Genomic DNA, 24193 nt, shown 5'->3' with positions numbered 1-24193 from the left:
ATCTATATTAAGGCGTCGTGCGTACAGAGCGGCATACTCCCTTTCCACTCTCCTACACCTGACTCCTGATGAATAAGCTCACCTCTCTCGCCAGCCGTCTGCCGGTTGCCAGCCTGCTGATTGCCCTGACTGTCGCCGTTTCTTCGTGCAGCCGTTTTAACAGCAATGGCCGCACATCCCTCTGGGGCATGATCATCCTGGTACTTGATGTGCTGGCTTTGATCGACGTTTTCCGGCAGCCCTGGACCATTGGCAAGAAGCTGTTGTGGGCGGCCATTATTTTCTTCTTCCCCATCGGGGGCCTGATCATTTACTACCTGTTTGCCGGCCGTGGCAAGTCCAGCCTCTAGGTTTAAGAAGCTAAACCAGTAAACAAAAATGCCCGTCGCTACTTAGCGACGGGCATTTTTGTTTGCGGTAGGAGTGATGACGGGCGCTTTAGTTGCCGCCCAGTCGCCGCTTCTTTTCCAGCCGGGCTACGTGCTTGAGCAGCTCCCCGGTATTGGTGATTTCCGTCACCTGCCAATGGTCGCCTTTATCGCGCATCTTGAGCTCTACCACCAGCGTCGTGTCATATTTGGGCTGGGTGAACTCGATGCCGACCAGGGCCTGGTCGCCCTGCTCGTTCACGTACTTTATGTCCTTAAACTTACTGTCGGAGCTGACCACTTTGCTGGCCATGCCCAGCATCGAAACTTTCACCGTGCGCTCGGGCCGGGCCGCCGCCGCAGCTTCCAAAGAACCCGTCTCGATGTAAGTCTCTATTTCCTGGCGGGCGGCTTTGGCCAGCTGGGGCTTGAGCAGCTGCAAGGCGCCCCGAAACGCAAATCCACCGGGGTTCAGCAAGCCCAAGGCCGAGCCCTGTTCCGCCACCTGGTCTACCAGGCTCCCGGTTACGCTGGTCACGTCTACGTAGCGCTCAAAGGCAGCCATGTCGTGCGTCTGGGTGGCTTTGGCGGCTTGCACCAGGGCGTATTTGGGGCCCGTGGTCAGGCTGCGGTAGAAGAAGTAGCCGCCGATAGCTACGGCTAGGAGCACTAGCAACAGGATGATTTTTTTCATAGAGGAGAAGAGAGTTAATCCGGACGCAAAATACCGGTTTTATCGGCCCATCTGGTAGGGTTGCTCCAACGCCGCCATGGCTGGGCGTACCGGAGTTGCGGCCAGGCTTACGAAAGCAGGAATTCAGACCGGTCAGATGGCTTGCCGTTGCTTTTTGTAGTCCGGCTGCGTATGCTCTGCTACTATGCTCCACCCGCCGCCTTGCCTTATTCTTGCCGCCCGCCCCGAGATTCACGGCCACCGCGGCTGTCGGGGTTTATTGCCGGAGAACACGCTGCCCGCTTTCCTGTACGCGCTGGAGCTGGGCGTCGACGCCCTGGAAATGGACGTTGTGCTAGCGGCCGATGGCGAAGTAGTGGTGTCGCATGAGCCGTGGTTGTCGTCTTTGTGCCGCGATGCGCGGGGCCGGGCTGTTGAAGCCGGAGCGGAGCGCCAACACAATCTGTACCGGATGAGCTACGCCGAAATCCGGCGCTGCGACTGTGGGCTTACCCCGCATCCGGGGTTTCCGCGGCAACAATCAATAGCGGCTTACAAGCCCTTGCTGCGCGACGTAATCCGCGCCGTTGAGCAGCGCGTTCAGGAGCTGAACCGGCCGGCCATCCGCTTCAGTATTGAAATAAAATCCTGCCCTGAGGACGACGATTTATTTCATCCCAAGCCCGCGCCCTTCGTGGCGCAGGTGCTGGCGGTCCTGGCTGAGGAACAAATCCTGGGCCGCAGTACCCTGCTTTCCTTTGATAAGCGCATCCTGCGGGAAGGGCGCCGGCAGGCCCCGGCACTGCCTGTTTGCCTGCTGGTCGAAGACGAGGTGCCCTGTGCGGAACACGTCGCGGCGCTGGGTTTCCGCCCGGAGGTTTATGGGCCCCAGTACCGTCTGGTTACCGCCGAGTTGGTCGCTGATCTGCACGCGCAAGGCATCCGCCTCGTGCCCTGGACCGTGAATGCCACCGGGGCTATGCTGGCCCTCTGGCAGCTCGGCGTTGATGGCCTCACCACCGACTATCCGGACCGGCTGCGCGATGTTCTGAACAGCAGCCGGGGCTAGCTGTCCGCTAACTGTTCATCCACACTGCCCATGAGCGAAGGCGTAACTGATCTTAGCCTTGGGGCAGGTGGTGCCTGGGTTTGGCTGTGGACCGCGGAAACGGCCTCAGAACCTGTTGCAGGGCCTTAAGTCCGGCAGCTGTAACGGAGGTGTAAGTAGGTGTTAAAGCGCCTGCTTTACAATGACACTGTAATACGAACATTGTAACGTGTAAAGAAAGGTGTTTTTGTCTTGTTACACGATCTGTAATGCGTCCGGTTTTACACTCCGGGGCTTGTTCAGTTGAGACATATTGTACATATTTACACTCCCAATACATTACAGCACTCCTCTATGCCACATCAGGGCGAAATCCTTCAGGATGCCATCAGAAGCAGCGGTATATCCATTACCCGTATTGTTGATGAGCTTGGGATAACCCGCCCTACGATCTATCGTAAATTCAAGGATGAAACACTTGATTACGGCTTTGTAAAACGCGTTGGTGATATTATCGGACACGACTTTTCCAGTGATTTTACATCGTTACAGCAAACAGTGTTGCCCTTTGTTGCTTCTGGTGTAACAAGTAATGTTGTTAACAGTGTTACACCGCGTTCAGGGGCTTTACAGAGTGTCGAGCAGGAGCCGATTAAACAGCTCATGGCCCTTCAGACGAAGTATATAGCCCTGTTGGAAGCCTATAATGAGCTGCTGGTGAAAGTGTACGGCCCTAAATGACAAAAATGTTCCACGTGAAACATTTTTGTCACCCTGCGGGTGGCTAATGCCTCTATGGAACGTGGTCTGAGGGTAGATAAAAGCGACAAGGGCCGAGCGGGGTTAATACATGATTTGACACCGCTCGTGGGCCAACAAGTGTAGCTCGCGCGGTACCGCCAAAGCTGATACGGCGTTATCAAACTCCATCCGATAGCGGTCCTTAAGCTCCCGTCTTTTGATGGCTTCCACAAAGCGGCGGGTGTCTTCCAGTGTTTCCAGGCCCAGTCCCGGTACCGGCGTTGGCTGGCCGTTATCCTCCTTGGCTACCATGGTGAAATAGGAGGTGTTGGTATGCTTTACTGTTCCACTGCGGACATCTTCGGCAATGACTTTTATGCCCACCAACAGCGAAGTACGCCCGACGTAATTGACCGATGCCAGCAGGGATACCAGCTCCCCCACTTCGACGGGTTGGAGGAAGTTGACGCCGTCCACGCTCACCGTCACGCAGTAGTTGCCCGCGTGTTTGGAAGCCGCGGCGTAGGCTGCCTTATCCATCAGGGAAAGTAGAATGCCCCCGTGAATCTTGCCCCCGAAGTTGGCGTAGGCCGGGATCATCAGTTCGGTAAGCGTGACCCGGGAATAAGACACCGGACGAAATTCGGGTTTAGGGTAACTCATGCGGGAGATGGTAGGAGGGTTTGGGATGGATTAAGCAACTGGTAAAACTACTCCCGCGCCAAAGACCCGGAAGCAGGGGGCCATATCCGAGAACCAGAGGTGGGGAAAAGCGGGTCGTATCAGGCGGTGATTTTAGCCGATACCCGCCCCGCTATATTTCATGCCGACCCTGACTGGCCTAAAGGAGAGTTATCGGGCCGGTGGCTTTATTTCGCTCCAGCCCGGTGCTGGGCACCCCGAATGTTATTAAAGCTGTTTAGTCGTTCAAAATGCCTGCCATCCTTCATCTGGCGTCCGCTTGCGAAGGATGACAGGTATTTTGAACGACTAAACAGCTTCATTAGATAGAGCCGTTTTACGAACCATATGCATAGCGGGTAGAGCCGCGGTGCTTCGCGGATCCCGCGTTGAACGACAATCGGTGCAGCGGCGCGGTGGCTGAGCCGCGAAGTGTAGCGGCTCCATAAGCGAATGCCGGCGATGAAACCGCTATAAGCACTTGGGTCAGTTCCCGGGCCAGGGTACCGGGAATAGAGAGAGGCAGGTGCTTGCCCGCCCATTCACCCACGCGGCACGCGGTTTCAACAAGAGGGAAGATCCCGGTTAGCAATGATTGGTTAAAGAAGCTGTTTAGAACGTCGTTTTTTCTAAGCGTTTGTCATCCTGAGCGGAGCGAAGGACCTTATCACGTCCGTGCCACTTGGAATTGGGCCAAAATGAGCAGTCGTGAGAAGGTCCTTCGCAAGCGTACGCCAGATGAAGGATGACAAACGACGAAAAAACCGAAACCCTAAACAGGTTCCTTATCACGCCTGGTAGTTCATCGAGCGGGTAGCGTTCAGCCGGGATAAGGTCCTTCGCTCTGCTCAGGATGACAGACTGCTTGACTGGCTAAACCGCTTCGTTGGCCGGCGACAAGCCGGAGCACCGGGGGAAGACCGTAAACGAAGCCGGCCAAAGCCGAAGGTGGCGGGATGACCCGACTTCAGGCCCTATAAAAAAACGACCTCCTGAATTACCTTTTCTCCGACTTCGGCATTGATAATTTCCAGCACCCGGGTTTTGGCCATAACCAGCTCGTGCTTGAGCGGGGCCGAGCTGAGCCGGACAAACAGCTTGCCCTGGCTGATATAAATCTCCTGGGTCTTGAGCGCAACGGCCTTACCCATGATTCGCTCCCAGCTCGATACCACGGTCACCTCGTTAAGCTTGCCCTGGAGTCGGTAGGCCTTAAGCAAAGCCGTAATTCCGTCCTTGAGCGTGACGATGTCAGCCTGACGGGAGTTCTCGGAGTTGCTATGCTTTTTCAAAACGGGGGAGTATAATAACGCGCGAAGCTAACCGGTGCCAGGGCCGCATTGGAAAGCAGGATAAGCCGGAACAGCGGTGCGGGTAAAGGTAGCCGGTAGGAAAGCTAAAGAGCCGTGACGGTACCACTTTCTACCCGGAAGCGGCTGATTTGCTCCGACAGGTTAGCCAGAACCCGGTCGGTGCGGTCGAGGTGAGTGTCGGTTAAAAACACCTGGCCAAACGTGCGGTCAGCCACGAGCTGGAGCAGCCGGGTGATGCGCTTCTCATCGAGCCGGTCAAATATGTCGTCGAGCAGCAGCAGCGGTTTGTGCTGCTTGTGTTCCGCCAGAATTTCAAACTGGGCAAGCTTGAGGGCAATGGCATACGACTTCTGCTGACCCTGGGACCCGAAGCTTTTCACTGAGCCCGCGTCCATCAGAAAGATGAAGTCGTCCTTGTGCGGGCCGACGGTGGTGCGCTGGAGGGCCAGGTCCTTGCGCTCGGCCGTGCGCAGCAATTGGGCAAAGTCCGCACCCGGCAACTGGCTCTTGTAGTCCAGCGTCACCGTTTCCCGGCTATCCGCCAGCTGCTGGTAATGCCGCTGGAAGATGGGCGTGAACTCGGCCAGGAACTGCTGGCGGAGCCGGGCAATCTGCTCGCCGGCGGGCACGAGCTGCTCGTCCAGGGCCAGGAGGTAGTCCCGGTCGTAGCCCTGGCGGTCGGCAGCCTGCTTAAGCAGGGCATTGCGCTGGCGCAGGATATAGTTATAGGCAATCAGCAGCTCCAGGTAGTCGTGGTTGAGCTGGGAAATCAGGCTGTCGAAATACTTGCGGCGCTCCTCGCTGCCCTGCCGGATAAGGTCGGTGTCGTAGGGTGAGATGAGCACCACGGGGAAGCGGCCGATGTGGTCGGCGATACGGTCGTAGGCTTGCTTGTTGCGCGTCACGGCTTTCTTCTGACCCTGGCGCAGGCTGCACTGAATGGTGTCGCGGGTATCGTCGGGCGGGGCGCAGAAGCGGCCTTTCACCACGAAGAACTCTTCCCCCTGCTTGATGCTCTGGGCATCGGCCGGAGTGAAGGCACTCTTGGTCAGGGCCAGATAATGGATGGCGTCGAGCAGGTTGGTTTTGCCGCTGCCATTGTCGCCGATAAAGCAATTAATATGCGGGGAGAAACGCAGATTGGCTTCATCGTAGTTTTTGAAGAACAGCAGATGCAGAGTTTCAAGAATCATTCGGGGTTCGGAATTGCAATCCTTTTACGTACTTTCGCATCCCAAACGCGAACAACTGAGCACGATGGCGGAGACGAAAGTAAAGGCTACTCCAAAACCTTCCAATTCGACGAGTAAATCGTCGGCCAAGAAGGCTACTACCAACCCTACCGCTGCCACTGATACGGTGAAGCAGCCAGACCCGGTATTGCCGCCCAACGGCCAAGACCAGGCGGCCAATAATACCCCCCAGGCGACAAGCCCGGCCAAGCCAGTCTTTCCCAAGGAGACGTACCTGCAGTGGTACGAGCAGATGGTGCTGATGCGCAAGTTTGAGGAGAAGGCCGGCCAGCTCTACGGGCAGCAAAAAATTAAAGGATTCTGCCACCTCTACATCGGACAGGAAGCCTGCGTGGCCGGAGCCGTTTCGGCCCTGACCAAAGACGACAAGTGGATTACGGCTTACCGCGACCATGCGCACCCGCTGGCGCTCGGTACTTCGCCGAATGCTATCATGGCGGAATTGTTTGCCAAGGCCACCGGCTGCTCGAAAGGCAAGGGGGGCTCCATGCACATGTTCGATAAGAACGTCAACTTCATCGGCGGCCACGGCATCGTGGGCGCTCAGGTGCCGTTGGGGGCCGGCCTGGCCTTCGCTGAGAAATACAACAAGACCGGCAACCTCTGCATCTGCTACATGGGCGACGGAGCGGTGCGCCAGGGCGCGCTGCACGAAGCCTTCAACATGGCCATGCTCTGGAAGCTGCCCGTGATCTTCGTGGTCGAAAACAATGGCTACGCGATGGGTACGTCGGTGCAGCGCACGTCCAACGTGACGGACCTGTACACGCTGGGGGAAAGCTACGACATGCCCTCGGAGCCGGTGAACGGCATGAACGTGGAAGACATCCACAATGCTGTGGCCCGCGCCGCTGAGCGGGCCCGGGCCGGCGAAGGCCCCACGTTTCTGGAGTTTAAAACCTACCGCTACAAAGGTCACTCGATGAGCGACCCGGCCAAGTACCGCACCAAAGAGGAACTGGAAGAGTACCGGCAGCGCGACTCCATCGAAGCCGTACGTCATACTATTCTGACCAACAACATGGCTACTGAAGCCGACCTGACGGCTATTGATGAAAAGATCAAAGCCCGGGTGAGCGAGTCGGTAGAGTTTGCCGAAACTTCGCCGTATCCCACTGCCGACGAGCTCTACAAGGACGTGTACGTGCAGCAGGACTATCCCTACATCCGCGACTAACCCTGCGGCGGAATTTTACCCGGCCTGAGGGCCGTCTTTCCCGAAATCAACTGTAATGTCTAAGATTCCCTACACGCGCAACAGCCCGCAAAACCGTCCTCAGCAGCAGCCGGTACCCGCCGATCCGAATCAGCCGATTGGCGAGTTGACGCCCGAGCACCCCCTGTTCGAAGATCCGGACGCGCTGGCAGCCCGCCTGGCCGATTCGGAGGACTTCCTGCGCCGCAACAAGAACGTGCTGCTGGGGGTGCTGACGATGGTGGTGCTGGCCGTGGTAGGCGCTTTTGGCTACTACACCTGGCGCTCGTCGCAGGACGAGAAAGGCCAGGCCGCCATGTTCCAGGCCGTGAATTACTGGGAAGCTGATTCGCTGAAAAAGGCGATGAAAGGCGATGGTCAGTACGATGGCCTGGAAGCCATAGCTACGGAGTACAGTGGCACCAGGGCGGGCAACATGGCCAACTTCTACGCCGGAGTGGCTTCGCTGAAAGACGGCAAGTTCCAGGCGGCTATCGATTACCTGGAAGACTTCACCTCCGCTGACTTGCTGGTACAGGCCCGGGCTTACGCGCTGCTGGGCGATGCTAACTCGGAACTGGGTAAATACAAGGAAGCCGCCGACCTCTACAACAAAGCCGCGAACCACAATGCCAACGAGTTCTTCTCGCCCGGCTACCTGCTGAAGGAAGCCTCGGCCCGCGAGCTAACCAAGGACTACGACCAGGCTATTGCCGCTTACGACAAAATCCTGACCGACTACCAGACCTCGGCGGAAGCCAGCGAAGCCAAGCAGTTCAAGGCCCGGGCCGAAGGACTGGCGGGTAAGTAAGCTCAACGGCAATTCAGTGAAGCTGCGCTTTTCCGGGAGGGGAGGCGCAGCTTTTGTTTAGATGAGTTGCCAGTTGCGTGTTGCCAGTTGCCAGTCTGTTCTGATGACCAACAAAGGGAGCAGTATCTGGCAATAGGCAACACGCACAACTGGCAACACGCAACTGGCAACTGGCAACTGGCAACACGCAACACGCAACTGGCAACTGGCAACACATAACCGGCAACACACTACTGGCAACACACCATATGGCTACTTCCCTCAAAAACCTGAGTGACTACACCTCCGACCATTTCGTGGATATCACGGAAAAACGCTTCGGCCTGGTTGTGGCCGAGTGGAACCGCGAAATTACTGACGTCCTCAGCCAGGGCGCCTACGAGACGCTGCTGAAGCACGGGGCCAAAGAGGAAAACATCTTTCGCAACACGGTGCCCGGCAGCTTCGAGCTGACTCTGGGGGCGCAGCTGCTGGCCCAGCACGAGGAAATAGATGCCGTTATCTGCCTCGGGGTGGTCATTCAGGGCGAAACCAAGCATGATGACTACATCTGCCACGCCGTGGCCGCGGGCCTGACTAACGTTGGGCTGAAATTCAACAAGCCCGTTATTTTCGGTCTGGTTACTACCCATACCCTCGAGCAGGCCTGGGACCGGGCCGGTGGTAAACACGGCAACAAAGGGGTAGAAGGCGCCGTGGCGGCCATCCACATGCTGGGCTTCTGATCGTTTGACCGGTAAAGGGATAATCACTGAAAAAGGCAACGGTAGTTCAGTATCAGACAAAAGCGTAGCTTTGAGCCCGGATCATGCTGGTTCGCGGCGAGGCTGAATTAAACCGGGCAGGGAGCTTTCAATGACAAAACACCAACAAACTTATCTGTTGGGCCTCTTGTTAAAAAGCCATACCGGCCCGGGCTAGGCCGCGCTACCAGGCAAGTCACTAACCTCCAATACGTTAAATTTTTCTCTGACCTAACATGAGTGAAGAAAACCTACGGTATTCCAGGGAAGAACTAGCTGAGTTTCAGGAAATTATCCAGGATAAACTCATCGCAGCCCGGAAGGAAGTAACCTTTATTAAGGAAACCCTGAGCCGCCGCAACGATTCGGGTACTGACAACACCGCCTCCTCCTCGAAGGTACTCGAAGACGGGGCTGATACGGCCGAGAAAGAAAGCATGAACCAGCTGGCTTCCCGCCAGATGAAGTTCATCCAACAGCTCGAAAACGCGCTGATCCGCATCAAAAACAGTACTTACGGCGTGTGTATCGGTACGGGTAAGCTGATTTCGAAGGAGCGCCTGCGGGCGGTGCCGCACACGCAGCACTCCATCGAAGCCAAAATGGCCCGCCGCGACTAAAACGGCTACTGCTGCTACTATTCTGCCCGGACTTTCAACCGGCTCGTTCGGGCTTGGTTGCTGGTCCGGGCACTGTTTTCCGGGATAGCTCGTTAGGGCAATTCCCCGGTCTGATTTTTGAATTTCTGTTTTCATTTGTACCGTAGCGATACGGCACTTTTACCTTGCAACCATGAGCAAGAAACCTTATTCCGGCGGCAAGCCGGAACACCGCGGCAACTCCGGTTCCCGCCCATCCGGTAACTCCGGCGGCCCCAACGGTCCGCGTAAGTTCACCCCCCGGCCCGCCGAAGGCAGCACCGGCGGCAGCAACCGCTTCGGCAACGACGGTTCCAAGGGCCGGGATTTCCCGGCGCGCCCATCTTCTTTCGGCCGTTCGGCGGGTAAGCCCGGCGAAGGTGGAGGATTTGGGGGAGCAAAACGTTTTGGCGGGAACGATTCGGGGCCCAAGAAGTTTGGCACTCCGGGTGGCTTCAACCGGGGTGGCTCCACTTCCCGTCCGCAAGGTGGGAGTGATGACCGTCGCCCTTTTAACCGGGAAGGCCAGGACCGCCCTTCCTTTGGCAGCCGCGACACCGGCAGCCGTCCCGCCCGCCCCTTCAACCGGGACCAGGACAGCCGGCCGCCGCGCTCCTTCGACCGGGACGCGCCGCGGCGCGGCGAAAGCCGGGAGGATGACCGTCGGGGGAGCAGCCGCAGTGAGTCGCCGCGCGATGAGCGGCCCGCCCGCCCGTACGAGCCCAAAGCCAACTGGCCCGGCCAGCCCTACCGTCAGGAGGGTAAGCCCGCAGTGCCCCGCGGTGACCATGGGGAGCGTAACCGCAAATTCAAAAAAGCCAGTCCTTTCGAGCAGGAATCCGGTACCAGCCAGCCGCAGCCGAGCCTGCCGCCGGTAGAGAGCTTCGACCGGGAAGCTGACATGGGACCGAACCGGGCCATCCGGCCCGCTCGGCCTTTCGATTTCCGCAAGCCCCCGGAAGAATTTACCCGCGACGAGAAGCGGAGTGATTCTTTTGAGCGGCCCGAACGCCGCGAAGGTGGCACGGGGAGCCGCAGCTTTGGCGAGCGTCCGGCGTTCGGCACCAAGCCCGGCAGCGACCGGGGCACCTATAGCGACCGGAATGCCGCGCCCCGCCGCTTTGAGGACCAGCGCGAAGGAGCCGACCAGCGCGACGAGGCCAGACCTTACGCGGAGCGCACCCCGCGCATCAGCCCCAGCTCCGACAAGCGCTTTGCCACGTCCAACCGGGCCGATAAGCCGAAGCGGGGGGAAGTTGAAGGCGAGGCGCCATCGTATGCTAACCTGAAACACTACGAAGACGACAAAACCCGCGGCAACAAACGGCGGCGCGAGGAGGAGAAGGCCGACTCGGTACGGCTGAACCGCTACATCGCCAACGCGGGTATCTGTTCGCGCCGCGACGCCGATGAGCTGATTGCCGCCGGCGAAATCAAAGTGAATGGCCAGGTGGTGACCGAAATGGGCTACCAGGTACAGCCCACCGACACGGTGCAGTACGGCAAAACCAATCTGAACCGGGAGAAGCAGGTCTATGTGTTGCTCAACAAGCCCAAGGACTTCATCACGACGACTGAAGACCCCGAGGGCCGTAAAACGGTGATGGACCTGGTGGCTACGGCCTCGAAGGAACGCATCTTCCCCGTAGGTCGCCTGGACCGCAACACGACGGGCCTGCTCCTGTTTACCAACGATGGCGAAGTGGCCCAGAAGCTGTCCCACCCTTCGCACAAGAACAAGAAGATCTACCAGGCGGAGCTCAACAACCCGCTGACGGAAGACCACCTGCGCCAGATTGCGGAGGGGCTGGAGCTGGAGGATGGCAAGGCCGATGTGGATGATGTGGCCATTGTAGCGGGCAATGCGCACTTCGTGGGCATTGAGCTGCACCTGGGCCGCAACCGCATCGTGCGGCGCATTTTCGAGCACCTCGGCTACGAGGTAGTCGCGCTGGACCGCGTGCAGTACGCGGGCCTGACCAAGAAAGACCTGCCCCGCGGCAAGTGGCGCTTCCTGACCGAAAAGGAAGTTATCCGGCTGAAGTATTTCATGTAACAAGCAACCTGCTGCCAACCCGCCGACTCTTAGGAGCAGCGAGTTGGCAGCAGTTTTGTTTCGCCACTGGTAGCTGATCAGCCCATAACTCCTCTGCCCTCATGCGTACCCTCGTCTTCGATATAGGAAACACCGCCGTAAAATACGGTTGCTTCGAAGACGACGTACTGCTGGAAACCGCGGCCGGCCTGACGTTGGACCAGCTGCTTACCACGGTGCAACGGCTCCAGCCGCAGCACGTGCTGGCCGCTTCGGTAGCGGCGTCGACGGCTGACTGGATAGAGCCGCTGCGCCACCTGGTGGCCGGAACGGTAGTGGAATTCGCCCCGGCGACGACGCCGGTACCCCTCCGGAACGCTTACGCTACGCCTCACACGTTGGGCGCCGATCGGCTGGCGGCGGCAGTGGGGGCGGCCTGGCTGCGGCCCTCCGGCGACACTTTGGTGGTTGATGCCGGTACGGCCATCAAGTGCGACTGGGTCGAGAGGGGCCATACCTTCCGCGGGGGCAGTATCGCGCCGGGGTTGCGGATGCGCTTCGCCGCGCTGCACCAGCTCACGGGTCGCCTGCCGTTGGTAGCGATGCCCACCGACCCTACTGCTGCTGTAGCTCTGATGGGCGACGACACCCAGGCGGCCATCCGCAGTGGCGTACTCAACGGGGCGGTAGCCGAAGTTGAAGGCCTCATAGCCCGCTACCGGGCAAGCAGCCCGCGCCTGGCCGTAATACTGGCCGGGGGAGACGCGCGTTTTTTTCAACCCCGGCTGAAAGGCCATATCTTTGTCATTCCGGAGCTCGTGCTACTCGGGCTTCACCGCATACTGGTGCATAATGTTGAAAACTAAATTCGCCGGCCTCGCGGGGCTGGTTTTGTTGGGCTTGGTATCCGCTTCCCGTACCCAGGGACAGGGTCTTGGCAACTCCCCGTATTCCCGGGTGGGCTTTGGCGACTTCGTGGGCAATACCGGCGGGGTACGGCAGCAGGGCATGGGAGGTATTGGACTGGCCGCGCCCAACAGTACAAACGTCAACGAGCTGAACCCGGCGATGCTGGCTTACGTGTCGCGCACGACGTACGAAGCCGGCTTCAACGCGCTGTTTCGGCGGCTGCATACCGTGAGTCAGGCCAATCGTTCGGGCAGCGCCTCGCTGGGCTATCTGGCGCTGGCCGTGCCACTGTCGAAAAGCTGGGGCGCCGCGGCCGGGCTGAAGCCGTATACCTCGGTAGACTACGAGTCAAACACCCTGTCGACCGTCCTCAACGACCCCGACAAAGCACAGGTGCTGATTCAGGAGCGGGGCAAAGGGGGCTTGTCGGAGGCCTATCTGTCGCAGGGCTACCGCATCGGGAAAGGCCTCTCAGTGGGGGCTACCGTTTCGTACGTTTTTGGCAGCACCGATTTCTCTACCGGCACGGCAATAGTCAAGAGTACGGATGCCGCGGAAGACATCACCAAGCGCATCCGCATAGAGCAACTGCATTTTTCCGATTTTGCCTTCCGGGGTGCTCTGCATTACCGGGGTAAGGTCACGGATAAAATCAACTATAACCTGGCCGGCGTGTACAGCCTGCAGACCAACCTGAACGGCACCCGCAGCCGGACCCAGACCCGGGAAAATGTGAGTGGCTTCGAACTGGAGCGCCTGGATGAAGTCATCGACGAGAAGGGCAAGGCTATCGTGCCCGCACTGGCCCAGGGTGGGGTGAGCTTCGACAACAACAAGAACTGGAGCGTTAATCTGGACGCGGCGCATCAGCAGTGGTCAAAATACCGGGCGTTTACGGGCTCCGCGGTTGCGGTTGATCTTAAGAATACCGTGCGCCTGGGGGTAGGAGGCGAATTCACCCCCGATGCCACGTCCGTTGACAATTACTTTAAGCGGATCACCTACCGGGCGGGCCTGAATGCGACCCAGATGCCCTATCAGCCGAACGGCCAAACGCTCTACGACCGGTCCGTAAGCTGGGGTTTCGGCCTGCCGCTGCCGGGCGCTACCCCCCTCGATGCTACCATTATCAGCCTGGCCTTCACGTATGGGCAGCGCGGCAACCTGGACCAATACCCCTTGACCGAAGCCGGAACCACCCGCACGGTCAGCAATGTGAAGGACGACTACCTGAAGCTGCAGCTGGGCGTAACGTTGAATAACCGCTGGTTTGTTAAGCGGCGCATTGAGTAACCGGGCCGCTATGCTCATCCAAAAAATCCGGCCCTGGGGATATCCGACCAGCCTGCTGCTGGCGGGTTTGCTGACCGCAGGCTGCGAGAAAAAGGATTCGGCGGCGGCTAAGAAGATGGTATACAAAGGCCCGACCGTAGAAGTCACCAACGTTGTGACGCTGATGAGTGACTCGGCTAAGCTGCAGGTCCGACTGGCGGCCCCTTTGGAGCAAAGCTTTGAAACCGGCGACCGGATCTACCCCCAAGGCGTGACCGTAACCTTCTACGGCAACGGCGGCCGCACCGTGGTCAATACGCTGCGCGGCAACTATGGCAAGTTTGAGAAGAACACCAATCTCTACGTGATCCGGGGCGACGTGCGGGTGAAAAATGAGGAGAAGCAGCAGACCATGAACACCGAGGAGCTGTTTTACGACAAAGCCAAAGCGCACATCTACACCCGTCCCGAAATGGCGGTGCGGGTGGAAACCCTGACGGAGGTACTCACCGGCAAGGGGCTGACCGCCAATCAGGACTTCTCGCGCTACCGGATTAGGAAGCCGGAAGGCGTTTTCACCCTCGATCAGTCGAAAACCAAACCCTAACCGGCCCGAGTATGAAGCGATTTTGGGCCCCGGGAATGGGCCGGACCGTGTTATTTTCCGTGGGCGTGGTCACGTTCGTGATAGGCGTGTACCAGACGCTGGCGGGAAATGATCCGAAGGTGCCCATGGAAAGCCTGCAGCGCAACTATTGGCTGTTCATGATTTCGCTGGCCTGCACCATGTACTACCGCTACCTCAAACAGCGGGAAAAAGAACGCGAAGCGGCCCTTCCGCCCCGGGCGCCGCTGAAGCCCGCCGGGAAAATCGTTAAAATCCCCCCCCGCAATAAGCGCCGGAACTAGCTCCGCGCCTGCTTCTTGCCCCCGTAGCTGGGCTGTTGGCTGGGCTGGTAGCACACCCGCTTGGAATGTGTTGCGGATTCTGGTTATTTTGCGCCTCTTTCTACTTTTCTTACCGCGCTTTTTTTCAAGTAAATGGCATTAATTAACACGATTCGGGAAAAATCGAGCTGGGCCGTTGGCGTTGTTGCCATCGGACTGCTGCTTTTTATCGTCGGAGGCGACCTGATCGGCGGCAACAACCGTCTGTTTAACCGCAATGAAAACGTAGTGGGCGAAGTCGCCGGCGAGAAAGTAGAATTCACCGAGTTTCAGGCGGCCGTCGAGCAGGCCAAGCAGCAGTTTGTGTCCCAGCAGGGCCGCCAGCCCGACGAGCAGACGATGGGCTATCTGCGCGAGCAGGCCTGGAACCAGACCATCTACCGCATTGCCTTCCAGAAAGAGTTCGACAAGCTGGGCCTGAAAGTGTCCGACGACGAGCTGACGGATATGGTTCAGGGCAAGAATGTGCATCCCAGTATCAAACAGGCTTTCACCGACCCTAAGACGGGCCAGTTCGACCGGACCAAGGTGATTGAGTACCTGCGCAACCTCGACAAGCTGCCCCCCCAGGCGCAGGACGCTTTCCGGAGCTTTGAAGCCAATCTGGGTCCGGAGCGCCTCGCCAACAAATACAACAACCTGATCAAGCTTTCGACCTACGTCACGGCGGCGGAGGCCAAGCTGTTCGGGGAAAACCAGAACACGAAGGCGAGCTTCCGCTATCTGTTCGTGCCCTACTTCTCCCTCTCCGACTCGGCGGTGAAAGTGAGCAACGAGCAGCTTCAGGCTTACCTCGACAAAAACAAAGGCCGCTACAAAGTGGAAGATGGCCGCGACGTCGAGTACGTCATCATCCCCGTAACGTCCTCGTCGGAAGACAGCCTGAGCGTGCGCAAAACGGTGGACGAGCTGACGGCACAGTTCCGCACGGCCCCGGTCGATTCGCTGTTCGTGAAGCTCAATTCGGACCAGCCCTACAGCGCGGCCTACGTCTCGCCGGCCGACATGCCCGAAAAGCTGCGCGGCCAGCAGCCCCTGCAGCTAGGGCAGGTATACGGCCCTTACGCGGAGAACGGGGTTTACTCCATCTTCAAGGTGACGGGACAGAAACTCGGCGCCCAGGCTTCGGCCCGTGCCAGCCATATCCTTATCAAGCCCGAAGGCACCACGCCGGAAGCGGAGGCCGCGGCGAAGGTGAAAGCCCAGGATCTGCTGACCAAGATCAAAGCCGGCGCTGATTTCGCCGCTATGGCTCGTCAGTTTGGCACCGATGGCACCAAGGAGCAAGGGGGCGACCTCGGCTGGTTCACCCAGGGCCGCATGGTACCCGAGTTTGAAAAAGCCGTTTTCGGCGTGTCGGCGGCCGGCCTGCTGCCCGCGCTGGTGAAAACCTCTTTCGGGTACCACATCATCAAAGTCACGGCGCCGAAAACCAACCAGACGTATCAGATTGCGGCCGTCCAGAAAACCATTGTTCCTTCCGATGCCACCCGGGAGGCTGCTTATGCGAAAGCCCAGGAGCTGAAAGGTCAGGCTACCAGTCTTGACTCGTTCCGTAAGCTGGTCACCAAAGACAAAGCCCTGCAAAAGCTGGAAGCCAAAGGTCTGGGCCGGGGCGACCGGGCCGTAGGCGCGCTGCAGAATGCCCGTGAGCTGGTCCGCTGGGCCTACGGGGCCGGCCAGGGAGGTAAAACCACGGCAGTAGGCGACATTTCCGAAGTCTTTGACCTGAACGACCAATACGTTATTGCCGCCCTCACCGGCGAGCGGGCCAAGGGTACGGCTGATGTAGCCAGCCTGAAGCCCGAGCTGACGGCCCAGGTCCGCAACGAGGAAAAAGCCAAGCAGATTATGGCCAAGCTCGATCCGAAAAAAGGAACCCTGGAGCAGATTGCCGCCGCCTACGGCCCGACAGCTCAGGTGAAAACCGCCAGCGACGTAGTACTAGGCACGGGCGTCATCCAGGGTCTGGGCGGCGAGCCGGTAGCTCTGGGCCGGGCCTTTGGCCTGAAAGCCGGTCAGAAGTCCGCCCCGATTCAGGGCGAGCAGGGTGTGCTCATCCTCGAAGGCGGCACCATTGTGAAGCCTACGGCTCCGCAGGATGTGAAAGCCCTGCGTCAGCAGCTGGCCGCTCAGCGCACGGCGCGGGCTGACGGAGCCATTTACGAAGCGGTGAAGGCCCGGGCCGAAATCAAGGATAACCGGACCAAGTTTTTCTAAGCGCCTGCGCCCCGCGCAGCCAGCAAAAAGGGCTGTACCTTCGGGTGCAGCCCTTTTTGTTTCCGCCCGTGTTGGGGGTGTGGCCCCCGTATTCACCCGGAGTGCTGGCCGCGGCGGCCTGATTTCCTGGCCGGCCTGCAATGAAACCGGCCCCGCGTTGGTTTACCTTACCATTATCCTCCACCGGACTTCCCCCGCTATGCGTCCGTTTCCTTCAGCCCGGTATCGTAAATGTTTTCTGGCCCTGCTACTGAGCGGCGGGCTGTTGGGTGCCGTGCCCGGCCGGGCACAGGAGGCCGGCGGGGGCATTTCCCTGGCCCGCGAATACACCCGCAAAGGGGAAAACGAGAAAGCCGCTTTCCTCTTCGGCCGCCTGCGGGCCGAAGAGCAGGTAGCCGCCAACGTGCTGCCCGACTACCTGCTGGTCCTGCAAAACCTTAAGCGGTACAAGGACGCCGAGAAGCTGGTGAAAAAAGGCATTCGTCAGCACCCGGAAGAGGTGGCCTACGGGGTGGCCCTCGGCAGTCTGTACACCCTGGCCGGTGATGCGGCCGCGGCCGACAAGCAGTATGAGCGCGTCGTCAGTCAGACCGGGGCGGAGCAGGTGCTGGCCGTCGCCGTTGAGTTCCTGAAGCGTAAGCTGCCCCAGTGGGCCGAAAAAACCTATCTGCGGGGACGGGAGCTGGCTAAGCGCGACACTGAATTTGCCCCCCAGCTCATCCAGCTCTACACCCAGGCGGGGCAGACCGACAAGGTGATGTCCGAAACTCTGCGGCTGGTGCAGCAGGACGAAAAGCAGCTGCCCTTCGTGCGCAACATGCTGCAGAATAGCCTGCGGGAGGAAAAAGATTTTGATGCCCTGGAGCGCCTGCTGATTACCAACGTGCAGCAGTACCCCGAGCGGGCGGCCAACAGCGAGCTGCTGCTCTGGCTGCAGGTGCAGCGCCGCGACTTTGGGGGGGCGCTGGTGCAGGCCAAGGCGCTGGACCGCCGCGGCCGGACCGAGGGCCAGCGGGTGCTGGAGCTGGCCGCCATTGCTCAGCGGAATAAGGATTACGAAAGCGCCATCGACGGGTATAGCTACGTGATTCAGGAGTACCGGAAAGGGCCCTTCTATGGTCTGGCCCGGCAGCGCCTGGTGCAGACCCGGGAGGAACAGGTGCGCAGTACGTATCCGGTAGACCCCGCCAAGATCCGGGGGCTGATTGCCGAATACCAGCAGGTGTTAACCGAACTGGGCCGGACGCCGGAAACGGCGGGGATTCTGCGCAACATGGCCGCGCTGTATGCCTTTCAGCTCGATGAGAAGGACAAGGCCATGACGCTGCTCCAGGAAATTATCGACCTGCCCCGGACCAGCCTGGAAGTGGTGGATGACGCCAAGATCAACCTGGCCGACATCTACCTGCTGCGTAACGAGCCCTGGGAGGCTACGCTGTTGTATTCGCAGGTGGAGAAGTCGCACAAGGACTCGCCGGTCGGCTATGAGGCCAAGCTGCGCAATGCCCGCCTGAACTATTATGCCGGTGACTTCAAGCTGGCGAAGAGTCATCTGGATATTCTGAAGGAAGCCACCAGCCGCGAAATCGCCAACGACGCCATGCAGCTCAGTCTGCTCATCACCGATAACACCGCCATGGATACTTCCGGGGTGGCCCTGCGCGACTACTCCCGGGTCGAGCTGCTCGTATTCCAGAACCGGCTGCCCGAAGCCGTGCTGGGGCTCGATAAGCTCCTGCAGAAATATTCCGGCCACGCGCTGTCCGATGACGCGTGGTACCTGAAGGCTCAGCTGCAGCGGCGCATGGGCAACTACCAGGATGCGCTGACTACGCTGCAGCGGATCACGGCCAATCCGAAGTATGACGTGCTCAGCGACGATGCCTTATTTCTGACCGCCGGCATCACCGAAGAAAACCTCCAGGACCACGAAAAGGCCAAGGAGCTGTACAATCAGCTGCTGGTGAAGTATCCCGGCAGCATCTACACCGCGGAAGCCCGCAAGCGCTTCCGCAGGCTGCGCGGCGACGTCATAAACTGAGGTTTGCCCTGCCCGCCGGATAGCAGGACTTGCCGGGCCTTTACCGGAAGAAAATGAACATGATGACCAGCGCGAGGATGAACACCAGGTACATCAGTCCGTCGGAGAGGATGTAGTGCCGGTACTGCTGATAGAAGGCGCGGAGCTTGTTCATGGCGGCTTACGAAAGAAAGCGGAAAGCCAAAAGTACGTATTGGGGGGCGGGCCGGGAACCGACGGGCGGGGTGGACGCGGTTTTCTTCTTACTTTTGGAGGGGTAGCCCGCTAGGGCAGCCTCCCGAAATTATGGAAAAACGATGGATTCGCAAGCCCGCGCCCGAGGCTGAGAAAGTGCGCCACCTGGCCGGGGCGTTGCGCGTGAATGAAGCCATCGTGGCGCTGCTTTGCCAGCGCGGCGTGTGTACTTACGACGAAGCCTACGCTTATTTCCGCCCGGCGCTGGCCGACCTGCCCGATCCGCTGCTGATGCGCGACATGGACCGGGCCGTGGCCCGCCTGGTGCGGGCCCTGCACGAAGGGGAGAAAGTGCTGGTCTTCGGCGACTACGATGTGGACGGCACCACCTCGGTGGCCGTGGTGTATTCTTACCTGTGTCCGCTGTTTGGCAGCGACCGGATCGATTACTACATCCCGGACCGCTACAAGGAAGGCTACGGTATCTCGGAAGCGGGCATCGACTACGCTGCTGAAAACGGCTACGCCCTGATTATCGCCCTCGACTGCGGGGTGAAGTCAGTAGATAAAATAGCTTACGCCAACACCCGGAACGTCGATTTCATTATCTGCGACCATCACTTACCCGGCGCCGAGCTGCCCCGGGCCGTGGCCGTACTGGACCCCAAGCGGGCCGACTGCGAGTACCCGTTTAAGGAGCTTTCCGGTTGCGGCGTGGGCTTCAAGCTGATGCAGGCTTTCAGCGACAACCAGGGCCTGGACGAAGCCCCGCTGCACACCATGTTCGATCTGCTGGCCGTGAGCATCGCCGCCGACATTGTGCCAATCGTTGGGGAGAACCGCACCCTGGCGTACCATGGCCTGCGCCTGCTCAACGACCCGGCTTACCGACAGCGCCCTGGCCTCGATGCCCTGCGGGAGCTGGCCGGGCTGGGCGCGGGGCCGCTCAACATTAGCAGCCTCGTATTTGGCTTCTCGCCGCGTATCAATGCGGCCGGGCGCATGGGTGATGCCAAACGCTCGGTGGCCATGCTGCTGGCCAAAACCAAGGAGGAGGCCACCGAGAAAACGGGCGTGGTCGACAAAACCAACCAGGAGCGCCGCGGCTTCGACACCAGCATCACCAAGGAGGCGCTGCAGATGATTGAGGACGATAGTGCCCACCGCACGGCCCACTCCACCGTGCTCTACAAGGAAGACTGGCACAAGGGCGTAGTCGGAATTGTGGCTTCCCGCTGCCTCGACAAGTACTACCGTCCCACCATCATCCTGACCCAGAGCAACGGCAAAGCTACCGGCTCGGCCCGCTCCGTAGTCGGCTTCGACGTGCATCAGGCTATTGAGGAGTGCGCCGACCTGCTGGATCAGTACGGGGGCCACATGTACGCTGCCGGCCTCACGCTGCCCATCGAAAACGTGGACAAGTTCCGGATTCGGTTCGAGAGCATCGTGGCGGGCCGCATCCTGCCCGAGCAGATGATTCCGCCGGTGGAAATCGACGCCGTGCTGCCGCTGAGCGAAATCACGACCGGCTTCTACAAGCTGCTGCAGCAGATGGAGCCCTTTGGCCCCGGCAACCCCAACCCGGTGTTCGAGTCGGAAAACGTGTACGCGGCCACCAACTCGGCCCGCATCGTGGGCAACTCCCACCTCAAGCTGGCCCTCACCCAGGACGGCCAGCACACCATCGACGCCATCGGCTTCGGCCTGGGCGAATACCACGAGCGAATCCTGCAGGGCCAGCCCTTCAACGTGTGCTACACGGTGGAAATCAATGAATACCGCGGTGTGAAAAACCTGCAGCTGCGGGTGAAGGATATCCGCTGGGCGGAGTAGGCAGTAAATACGGATCAGGACTCGGGGATGCGTTCCTCCTGCCCGCACCACCACACCCACCCAATCAGGACCAGCTGCAGCGGCAGGCGTAGCCACAGGGCCCACAGCGGCACCGGCAGACCCGCGCCGTGGGTCTGTAGCATGTACACGTTGGCTGGAAACACGGCTGCCAGCAGCACAATCAGCCCCCAGCTGGCCCAGCGGCGCGTGGCGGGCAGCAACAGCCCCAGGCCGCCCGCTATTTCGGCGGCCCCGCTCAGGTACACCAGCAGCCCGGGTGCCGGCAGGTAGGGCGGCACGATGCGCAGAAACGTGGCCGGCGCTACAAAGTGCAGGATGCCGGTTCCAATGAAAAATAAGGCCAGCGCGTAGCGGCTGAGGGTTTTGAAACGGGACATAGCGCAGGAAAAAAACAGCGGGCCGCCCGCCGGGAGAATGTAGTCGCGGCAAACTACGCAGCTTGCCGGATGTGACGTACGTTTAGCCGATAGTACTGGCGGAAAAACCCCAGCTTTGGGGCCGCAACAGTATCGGCCGGCTGGCTCTGGCTACGCCGGCTTTTTATCCTAATTCTTACCGCATGAAACTAACTTATCTCGCCCTCGGGCTGACGTTGGGCGTGGCATCTGAGGCGCAGGCCCAGCAGCCAGCCGGCTACCAGATTGCGCTGGATTTGCAGCGCGCCACCAACGACCAGGTACGCATCGTCGTCAATACGCCGCCGGTGAAGGAAGCCCAGGCTACGTACGTCATGCCTTCCGTTATCCCCGGTTCGTACTCCAGGAAGGATTACGGCCGCTTTGTCACCAGCTTCACGGCCTACGACGGGAAAGGCAACAAGCTGAAGGTGAAGAAAAACGGGGCCAACCTGTTCGTCATCGACAATGCCCCCAGCCTGGTCCGCCTCGAATATTTCGTCGACGATACCTGGGACGTGAAGCAGGACGACGGCTTCATCTTCCAGCCCGGGGGCACCAACTTCGACGCGGGTAAAAACTTCGTGCTTAACCACTACGGCCTGTACGGCTACCTCGAAGGCTACAAAATGCGGTCCTATGAGGTGACGGTAGCCAAGCCCGCGGACTTTTACGGGGCTACTTCCCTGGCCACGCGCCGTGCTACCCCCACCCAGGACGTGTTCACGGCCCCCAGCTACGTCGACCTGGCCGATGCGCCCATTCTGTACAGCAAGCCCGACACGGCCAGCTTCAGCACCGGCGGGGCCCGGATTTCGGTAGCCGTCGTCTCGGAAACCGGCGCGGTGCAGGCCACCCAGGTGCGCGAAATTATGCGCCCTATGGCCGAGGCGCTGACCCAATATTTCGGGCAGATGCCGGTGCCGGAGTACCACTTTCTGATGTATTTCCCCAGCTTCAGCTCGCCGCTGGCCAGTAAGAAGGGCGGCTACGGGGCCATGGAGCATTCGTATTCGTCGCTGTACTTTCTGCCCGAAGTGCCCGATACCGAGCGCCTGCGCAGCATGGTGCAGGAAGTGGCCTCGCACGAGTTTCTGCACATGCTGGCCCCGCTCAACATTCACAGTCGCGAAATCGGGGAGTTTGACTTCCGCAACCCTAAAATGTCGCAGCACCTGTGGCTGTACGAGGGCGTGACGGAATACATGGCCCAGCTGGTGCAGGTGCGCGGCGGTCTCGTGCCGCCCGGCGAATTCCGCCAGCGCATCAAGGAGAAAATCGACAAAGCGGAGAAATATCCCTCCGTTTCGTTCACCGAGATGAGCCGCAACATTCTGGAGCCGCCCTACAAGGACATGTATGAAAACGTGTATGCCAAGGGGGCTCTTATCGGGTTGCTGCTCGATATCCGCATTCAGGAGCTGAGCCAGGGCCGGCAAAGCCTGCGCGACGTGCTGCTGGCCCTGCGCCAGAAATACGGCCCTACGCGCTCCTTCAACGACCAGGACCTGATTCCGGAAGTCGTGGCCCTGACCAACCCCGCCCTGCAGCAGTTTTTCGACCAGTACGTTATCGGCAGCCAGCCGCTGCCCTACCCGGAGTATTTCGACAAAATCGGTTGGCGCTTCCAGACTTCGGGGCAGAGCCGGATCAAGGCGTTTGGTAACCTGGGATTCCGCTACGACACCGATAAAAAGCAGTTTATCGTGGCGGCCACCAAGCCCGGGCAAAACAGCTTCGGCCTGAGTGAGGGCGACGTAATCCTGGCCGTGAACAGCACCGCGCTGGATATGGCCAACGCCGAAAAGCTGCTGCGTCCGCTCGTCGAGCCGGTTTCGCTCCAGCCCGTAACGGTCCGGTTCCAATCGGGTGCCGCGGCAGCTCAGGAAAAAAAAGCGGAGCCCCGCGAGTTTGACGTGGAGCTGAAAAACCTGCTCGAAGCTAACCCCGCCGCCACCCCGGCCCAGCAAGCCCTGCGCGACCAGGTGCTGCAGCCGCTGCGGTAGAGCCGTTCCGGAAAAAGCAGGGCGACTGGCTTGTTTGCTGCAGACCAAGACAGACGTTAAGCTGCCGCCCGTCGTTCTACCGGCCGCAGGTTGGGGAGAGGCCCGGCCTGCGGCCGCTTTTCCTACCTTTGTGCCAATGATTCTTCGCGCTGAACACCTGGTTAAGACGTACAAGTCCCGCACCGTCGTCAACGATATGTCGTTGACGGTGGAGCAGGGCGAGATTGTGGGGCTGCTGGGGCCCAACGGAGCCGGCAAAACCACCTGTTTCTATATGACGGTGGGCATGGTGAAGCCTAACAGCGGCCGCATCTTCCTCGACGACGAAGACATCACCAGGCTGCCTATTTACCAGCGTGCCCGCCGCGGTATCGGCTACCTGGCCCAGGAGGCTTCCGTGTTCCGGGACCTGAGCGTGGAGGAAAACATCCTATCGGTGCTCCAGATGACCAATATGCCCAAGCAGGCCCAGCGCGATAAGGTGGAAGAGCTGCTTCACGAGTTCAGCCTGACCCACGTGCGCAAAAATCTGGGCCGCGTGCTGAGCGGCGGCGAGCGGCGGCGCACTGAAATTGCCCGGGCCCTGGCCGTCGACCCCAAATTCGTGCTGCTCGACGAGCCCTTTGCCGGGGTCGACCCCATTGCCGTGGAGGAAATTCAGGGCATTGTGGCCAAGCTCAAGCACAAGAACATCGGTATTCTCATCACCGACCACAACGTGAACGAGACGCTCAGTATCGTGGACCGGGCGTATCTTCTTTTCGAGGGCAAGCTGCTCAAAGCCGGCACCGCCGAAGAGCTGGCCGACGACGAAATGGTGCGCCGCGTGTACCTGGGCAAGCATTTCGAGCTGAAGCGCAAAGTATACTAAG

22 protein-coding genes are annotated in these 24193 nt (G+C 59.7%); 17 read left to right on the top strand and 5 right to left on the bottom strand.

The window, feature by feature from the left end; genetic code table 11:
- Positions 1 to 68 precede the first annotated feature (68 nt).
- Positions 69 to 350, top strand: coding sequence for a PLD nuclease N-terminal domain-containing protein (locus ABD833_RS18545; protein WP_345075034.1), 282 nt, complete (start codon positions 69 to 71; stop codon positions 348 to 350).
- An 88-nt stretch (positions 351 to 438) separates the two neighbouring features.
- On the opposite strand, the gene ABD833_RS18540 is transcribed toward ABD833_RS18545, so the two are convergent.
- Entirely contained in the window at positions 439 to 1062 is a 624-nt protein-coding gene (locus ABD833_RS18540; RefSeq protein WP_345075033.1) for a DUF2939 domain-containing protein, read from the bottom strand.
- Between the two features lie 184 nt (positions 1063 to 1246).
- On the opposite strand from ABD833_RS18540, the gene ABD833_RS18535 reads away from it, so the two are divergent.
- Positions 1247 to 2110, top strand: coding sequence for a glycerophosphodiester phosphodiesterase family protein (locus ABD833_RS18535; RefSeq protein ID WP_345075032.1), 864 nt, complete (start codon positions 1247 to 1249; stop codon positions 2108 to 2110).
- A gap of 333 nt (positions 2111 to 2443) precedes the next feature.
- On the top strand, positions 2444 to 2830 hold the full coding sequence (locus ABD833_RS18530; protein ID WP_345075030.1) for a helix-turn-helix domain-containing protein: 387 nt from the start codon (positions 2444 to 2446) through the stop codon (positions 2828 to 2830).
- 102 nt (positions 2831 to 2932) lie between these two features.
- On the opposite strand, the gene ABD833_RS18525 is transcribed toward ABD833_RS18530, so the two are convergent.
- The 3 genes from ABD833_RS18525 to recF all read right to left on the bottom strand — a co-directional run bounded on the left by ABD833_RS18525 (position 2933) and on the right by recF (position 6017).
- Positions 2933 to 3493 carry an acyl-CoA thioesterase gene (locus ABD833_RS18525; protein ID WP_345075029.1) on the bottom strand — a complete coding sequence of 187 codons (561 nt, stop codon included), beginning with the start codon at positions 3491 to 3493 and terminating at the stop codon, positions 2933 to 2935.
- A gap of 992 nt (positions 3494 to 4485) precedes the next feature.
- Positions 4486 to 4803 carry a DciA family protein gene (locus tag ABD833_RS18520; RefSeq protein WP_073105773.1) on the bottom strand — a complete coding sequence of 106 codons (318 nt, stop codon included), beginning with the start codon at positions 4801 to 4803 and terminating at the stop codon, positions 4486 to 4488.
- A gap of 104 nt (positions 4804 to 4907) precedes the next feature.
- Positions 4908 to 6017 carry a DNA replication/repair protein RecF gene (recF, locus tag ABD833_RS18515; protein WP_345075028.1) on the bottom strand — a complete coding sequence of 370 codons (1110 nt, stop codon included), beginning with the start codon at positions 6015 to 6017 and terminating at the stop codon, positions 4908 to 4910.
- Between the two features lie 64 nt (positions 6018 to 6081).
- On the opposite strand from recF, the gene pdhA reads away from it, so the two are divergent.
- From pdhA to recJ, 12 genes are all read left to right on the top strand, one after another.
- Positions 6082 to 7254 (top strand): pyruvate dehydrogenase (acetyl-transferring) E1 component subunit alpha, encoded by a 1173-nt coding sequence (gene pdhA, locus ABD833_RS18510; RefSeq protein ID WP_345075026.1) that lies wholly within the window; start codon positions 6082 to 6084, stop codon positions 7252 to 7254.
- Positions 7255 to 7309: 55 nt separating this feature from the next.
- Positions 7310 to 8083: a tetratricopeptide repeat protein gene (locus ABD833_RS18505; protein ID WP_345075025.1), complete on the top strand. Its 774-nt coding sequence runs from the start codon at positions 7310 to 7312 to the stop codon at positions 8081 to 8083.
- 248 nt (positions 8084 to 8331) lie between these two features.
- Positions 8332 to 8808 carry a 6,7-dimethyl-8-ribityllumazine synthase gene (gene ribH, locus ABD833_RS18500; RefSeq protein ID WP_345075023.1) on the top strand — a complete coding sequence of 159 codons (477 nt, stop codon included), beginning with the start codon at positions 8332 to 8334 and terminating at the stop codon, positions 8806 to 8808.
- A gap of 254 nt (positions 8809 to 9062) precedes the next feature.
- Positions 9063 to 9446: a TraR/DksA family transcriptional regulator gene (locus tag ABD833_RS18495; protein ID WP_345075022.1), complete on the top strand. Its 384-nt coding sequence runs from the start codon at positions 9063 to 9065 to the stop codon at positions 9444 to 9446.
- Positions 9447 to 9618: 172 nt separating this feature from the next.
- A complete protein-coding gene (locus ABD833_RS18490) occupies positions 9619 to 11520 on the top strand; it encodes a pseudouridine synthase (RefSeq protein ID WP_345075020.1) in 1902 nt (633 codons plus the stop codon).
- Between the two features lie 101 nt (positions 11521 to 11621).
- A complete protein-coding gene (locus ABD833_RS18485; RefSeq protein ID WP_345075019.1) occupies positions 11622 to 12365 on the top strand; it encodes a type III pantothenate kinase in 744 nt (247 codons plus the stop codon).
- Positions 12352 to 13701, top strand: coding sequence for a BamG family beta-barrel-assembly machinery protein (bamG, locus tag ABD833_RS18480; RefSeq protein WP_345075017.1), 1350 nt, complete (start codon positions 12352 to 12354; stop codon positions 13699 to 13701). The genes ABD833_RS18485 and bamG overlap by 14 nt, the downstream gene beginning before the upstream one ends.
- A 10-nt stretch (positions 13702 to 13711) precedes the next feature.
- Positions 13712 to 14287 carry an LPS export ABC transporter periplasmic protein LptC gene (gene lptC / locus ABD833_RS18475; RefSeq protein WP_345075016.1) on the top strand — a complete coding sequence of 192 codons (576 nt, stop codon included), beginning with the start codon at positions 13712 to 13714 and terminating at the stop codon, positions 14285 to 14287.
- 11 nt (positions 14288 to 14298) lie between these two features.
- Positions 14299 to 14589, top strand: a complete 291-nt coding sequence (locus tag ABD833_RS18470; protein WP_345075014.1) for a hypothetical protein — start codon at positions 14299 to 14301, stop codon at positions 14587 to 14589.
- A gap of 132 nt (positions 14590 to 14721) precedes the next feature.
- Positions 14722 to 16848: a peptidylprolyl isomerase gene (locus ABD833_RS18465; protein WP_345075012.1), complete on the top strand. Its 2127-nt coding sequence runs from the start codon at positions 14722 to 14724 to the stop codon at positions 16846 to 16848.
- 199 nt (positions 16849 to 17047) lie between these two features.
- On the top strand, positions 17048 to 18889 hold the full coding sequence (locus tag ABD833_RS18460; RefSeq protein ID WP_345075011.1) for a tetratricopeptide repeat protein: 1842 nt from the start codon (positions 17048 to 17050) through the stop codon (positions 18887 to 18889).
- Between the two features lie 285 nt (positions 18890 to 19174).
- On the top strand, positions 19175 to 20899 hold the full coding sequence (recJ, locus tag ABD833_RS18455) for a single-stranded-DNA-specific exonuclease RecJ (RefSeq protein ID WP_345075009.1): 1725 nt from the start codon (positions 19175 to 19177) through the stop codon (positions 20897 to 20899).
- A gap of 14 nt (positions 20900 to 20913) precedes the next feature.
- Here the strand turns inward: recJ and ABD833_RS18450 are convergent, their stop codons facing one another.
- Positions 20914 to 21297, bottom strand: a complete 384-nt coding sequence (locus tag ABD833_RS18450; protein WP_345075008.1) for a DoxX family protein — start codon at positions 21295 to 21297, stop codon at positions 20914 to 20916.
- A gap of 182 nt (positions 21298 to 21479) precedes the next feature.
- Here ABD833_RS18450 and ABD833_RS18445 point away from each other — a divergent pair, with 182 nt between their 5' ends.
- Both ABD833_RS18445 and lptB read left to right on the top strand, forming a co-directional pair.
- Entirely contained in the window at positions 21480 to 23321 is a 1842-nt protein-coding gene (locus tag ABD833_RS18445; protein ID WP_345075006.1) for a M61 family metallopeptidase, read from the top strand.
- Positions 23322 to 23457: 136 nt separating this feature from the next.
- A complete protein-coding gene (gene lptB / locus ABD833_RS18440) occupies positions 23458 to 24192 on the top strand; it encodes an LPS export ABC transporter ATP-binding protein (protein WP_345075005.1) in 735 nt (244 codons plus the stop codon).
- Position 24193: the final 1 nt, after the last annotated feature.

The sequence above is a fragment of the Hymenobacter fastidiosus genome (assembly GCF_039539565.1).
Taxonomy (GTDB): domain Bacteria; phylum Bacteroidota; class Bacteroidia; order Cytophagales; family Hymenobacteraceae; genus Hymenobacter; species Hymenobacter fastidiosus.
Note: the sequence above shows the minus strand (reverse complement) of the source record. Positions and strands in the feature narration are given on the sequence as shown.

Bases quoted from the DNA above. Each gene is read 5' to 3' on its own strand.
- ABD833_RS18495 (WP_345075022.1), top strand. From the start codon at position 9,063: ATGAGTGAAGAAAACCTACGGTATTCCAGGGAAGAACTAGCTGAGTTT.
- ABD833_RS18465 (WP_345075012.1), top strand. From the start codon at position 14,722: ATGGCATTAATTAACACGATTCGGGAAAAATCGAGCTGGGCCGTTGGC.
- pdhA (WP_345075026.1), top strand. From the start codon at position 6,082: ATGGCGGAGACGAAAGTAAAGGCTACTCCAAAACCTTCCAATTCGACG.
- recF (WP_345075028.1), bottom strand. From the start codon at position 6,017: ATGATTCTTGAAACTCTGCATCTGCTGTTCTTCAAAAACTACGATGAA.
- lptC (WP_345075016.1), top strand. From the start codon at position 13,712: ATGCTCATCCAAAAAATCCGGCCCTGGGGATATCCGACCAGCCTGCTG.
- bamG (WP_345075017.1), top strand. From the start codon at position 12,352: ATGTTGAAAACTAAATTCGCCGGCCTCGCGGGGCTGGTTTTGTTGGGC.
- ABD833_RS18470 (WP_345075014.1), top strand. From the start codon at position 14,299: ATGAAGCGATTTTGGGCCCCGGGAATGGGCCGGACCGTGTTATTTTCC.
- ABD833_RS18445 (WP_345075006.1), top strand. From the start codon at position 21,480: ATGAAACTAACTTATCTCGCCCTCGGGCTGACGTTGGGCGTGGCATCT.
- ABD833_RS18490 (WP_345075020.1), top strand. From the start codon at position 9,619: ATGAGCAAGAAACCTTATTCCGGCGGCAAGCCGGAACACCGCGGCAAC.
- lptB (WP_345075005.1), top strand. From the start codon at position 23,458: ATGATTCTTCGCGCTGAACACCTGGTTAAGACGTACAAGTCCCGCACC.
- ABD833_RS18525 (WP_345075029.1), bottom strand. From the start codon at position 3,493: ATGAGTTACCCTAAACCCGAATTTCGTCCGGTGTCTTATTCCCGGGTC.
- ABD833_RS18460 (WP_345075011.1), top strand. From the start codon at position 17,048: ATGCGTCCGTTTCCTTCAGCCCGGTATCGTAAATGTTTTCTGGCCCTG.
- ABD833_RS18530 (WP_345075030.1), top strand. From the start codon at position 2,444: ATGCCACATCAGGGCGAAATCCTTCAGGATGCCATCAGAAGCAGCGGT.
- ABD833_RS18485 (WP_345075019.1), top strand. From the start codon at position 11,622: ATGCGTACCCTCGTCTTCGATATAGGAAACACCGCCGTAAAATACGGT.
- ABD833_RS18450 (WP_345075008.1), bottom strand. From the start codon at position 21,297: ATGTCCCGTTTCAAAACCCTCAGCCGCTACGCGCTGGCCTTATTTTTC.
- ABD833_RS18505 (WP_345075025.1), top strand. From the start codon at position 7,310: ATGTCTAAGATTCCCTACACGCGCAACAGCCCGCAAAACCGTCCTCAG.
- ABD833_RS18545 (WP_345075034.1), top strand. From the start codon at position 69: ATGAATAAGCTCACCTCTCTCGCCAGCCGTCTGCCGGTTGCCAGCCTG.
- recJ (WP_345075009.1), top strand. From the start codon at position 19,175: ATGGAAAAACGATGGATTCGCAAGCCCGCGCCCGAGGCTGAGAAAGTG.
- ABD833_RS18535 (WP_345075032.1), top strand. From the start codon at position 1,247: ATGCTCCACCCGCCGCCTTGCCTTATTCTTGCCGCCCGCCCCGAGATT.
- ribH (WP_345075023.1), top strand. From the start codon at position 8,332: ATGGCTACTTCCCTCAAAAACCTGAGTGACTACACCTCCGACCATTTC.
- ABD833_RS18540 (WP_345075033.1), bottom strand. From the start codon at position 1,062: ATGAAAAAAATCATCCTGTTGCTAGTGCTCCTAGCCGTAGCTATCGGC.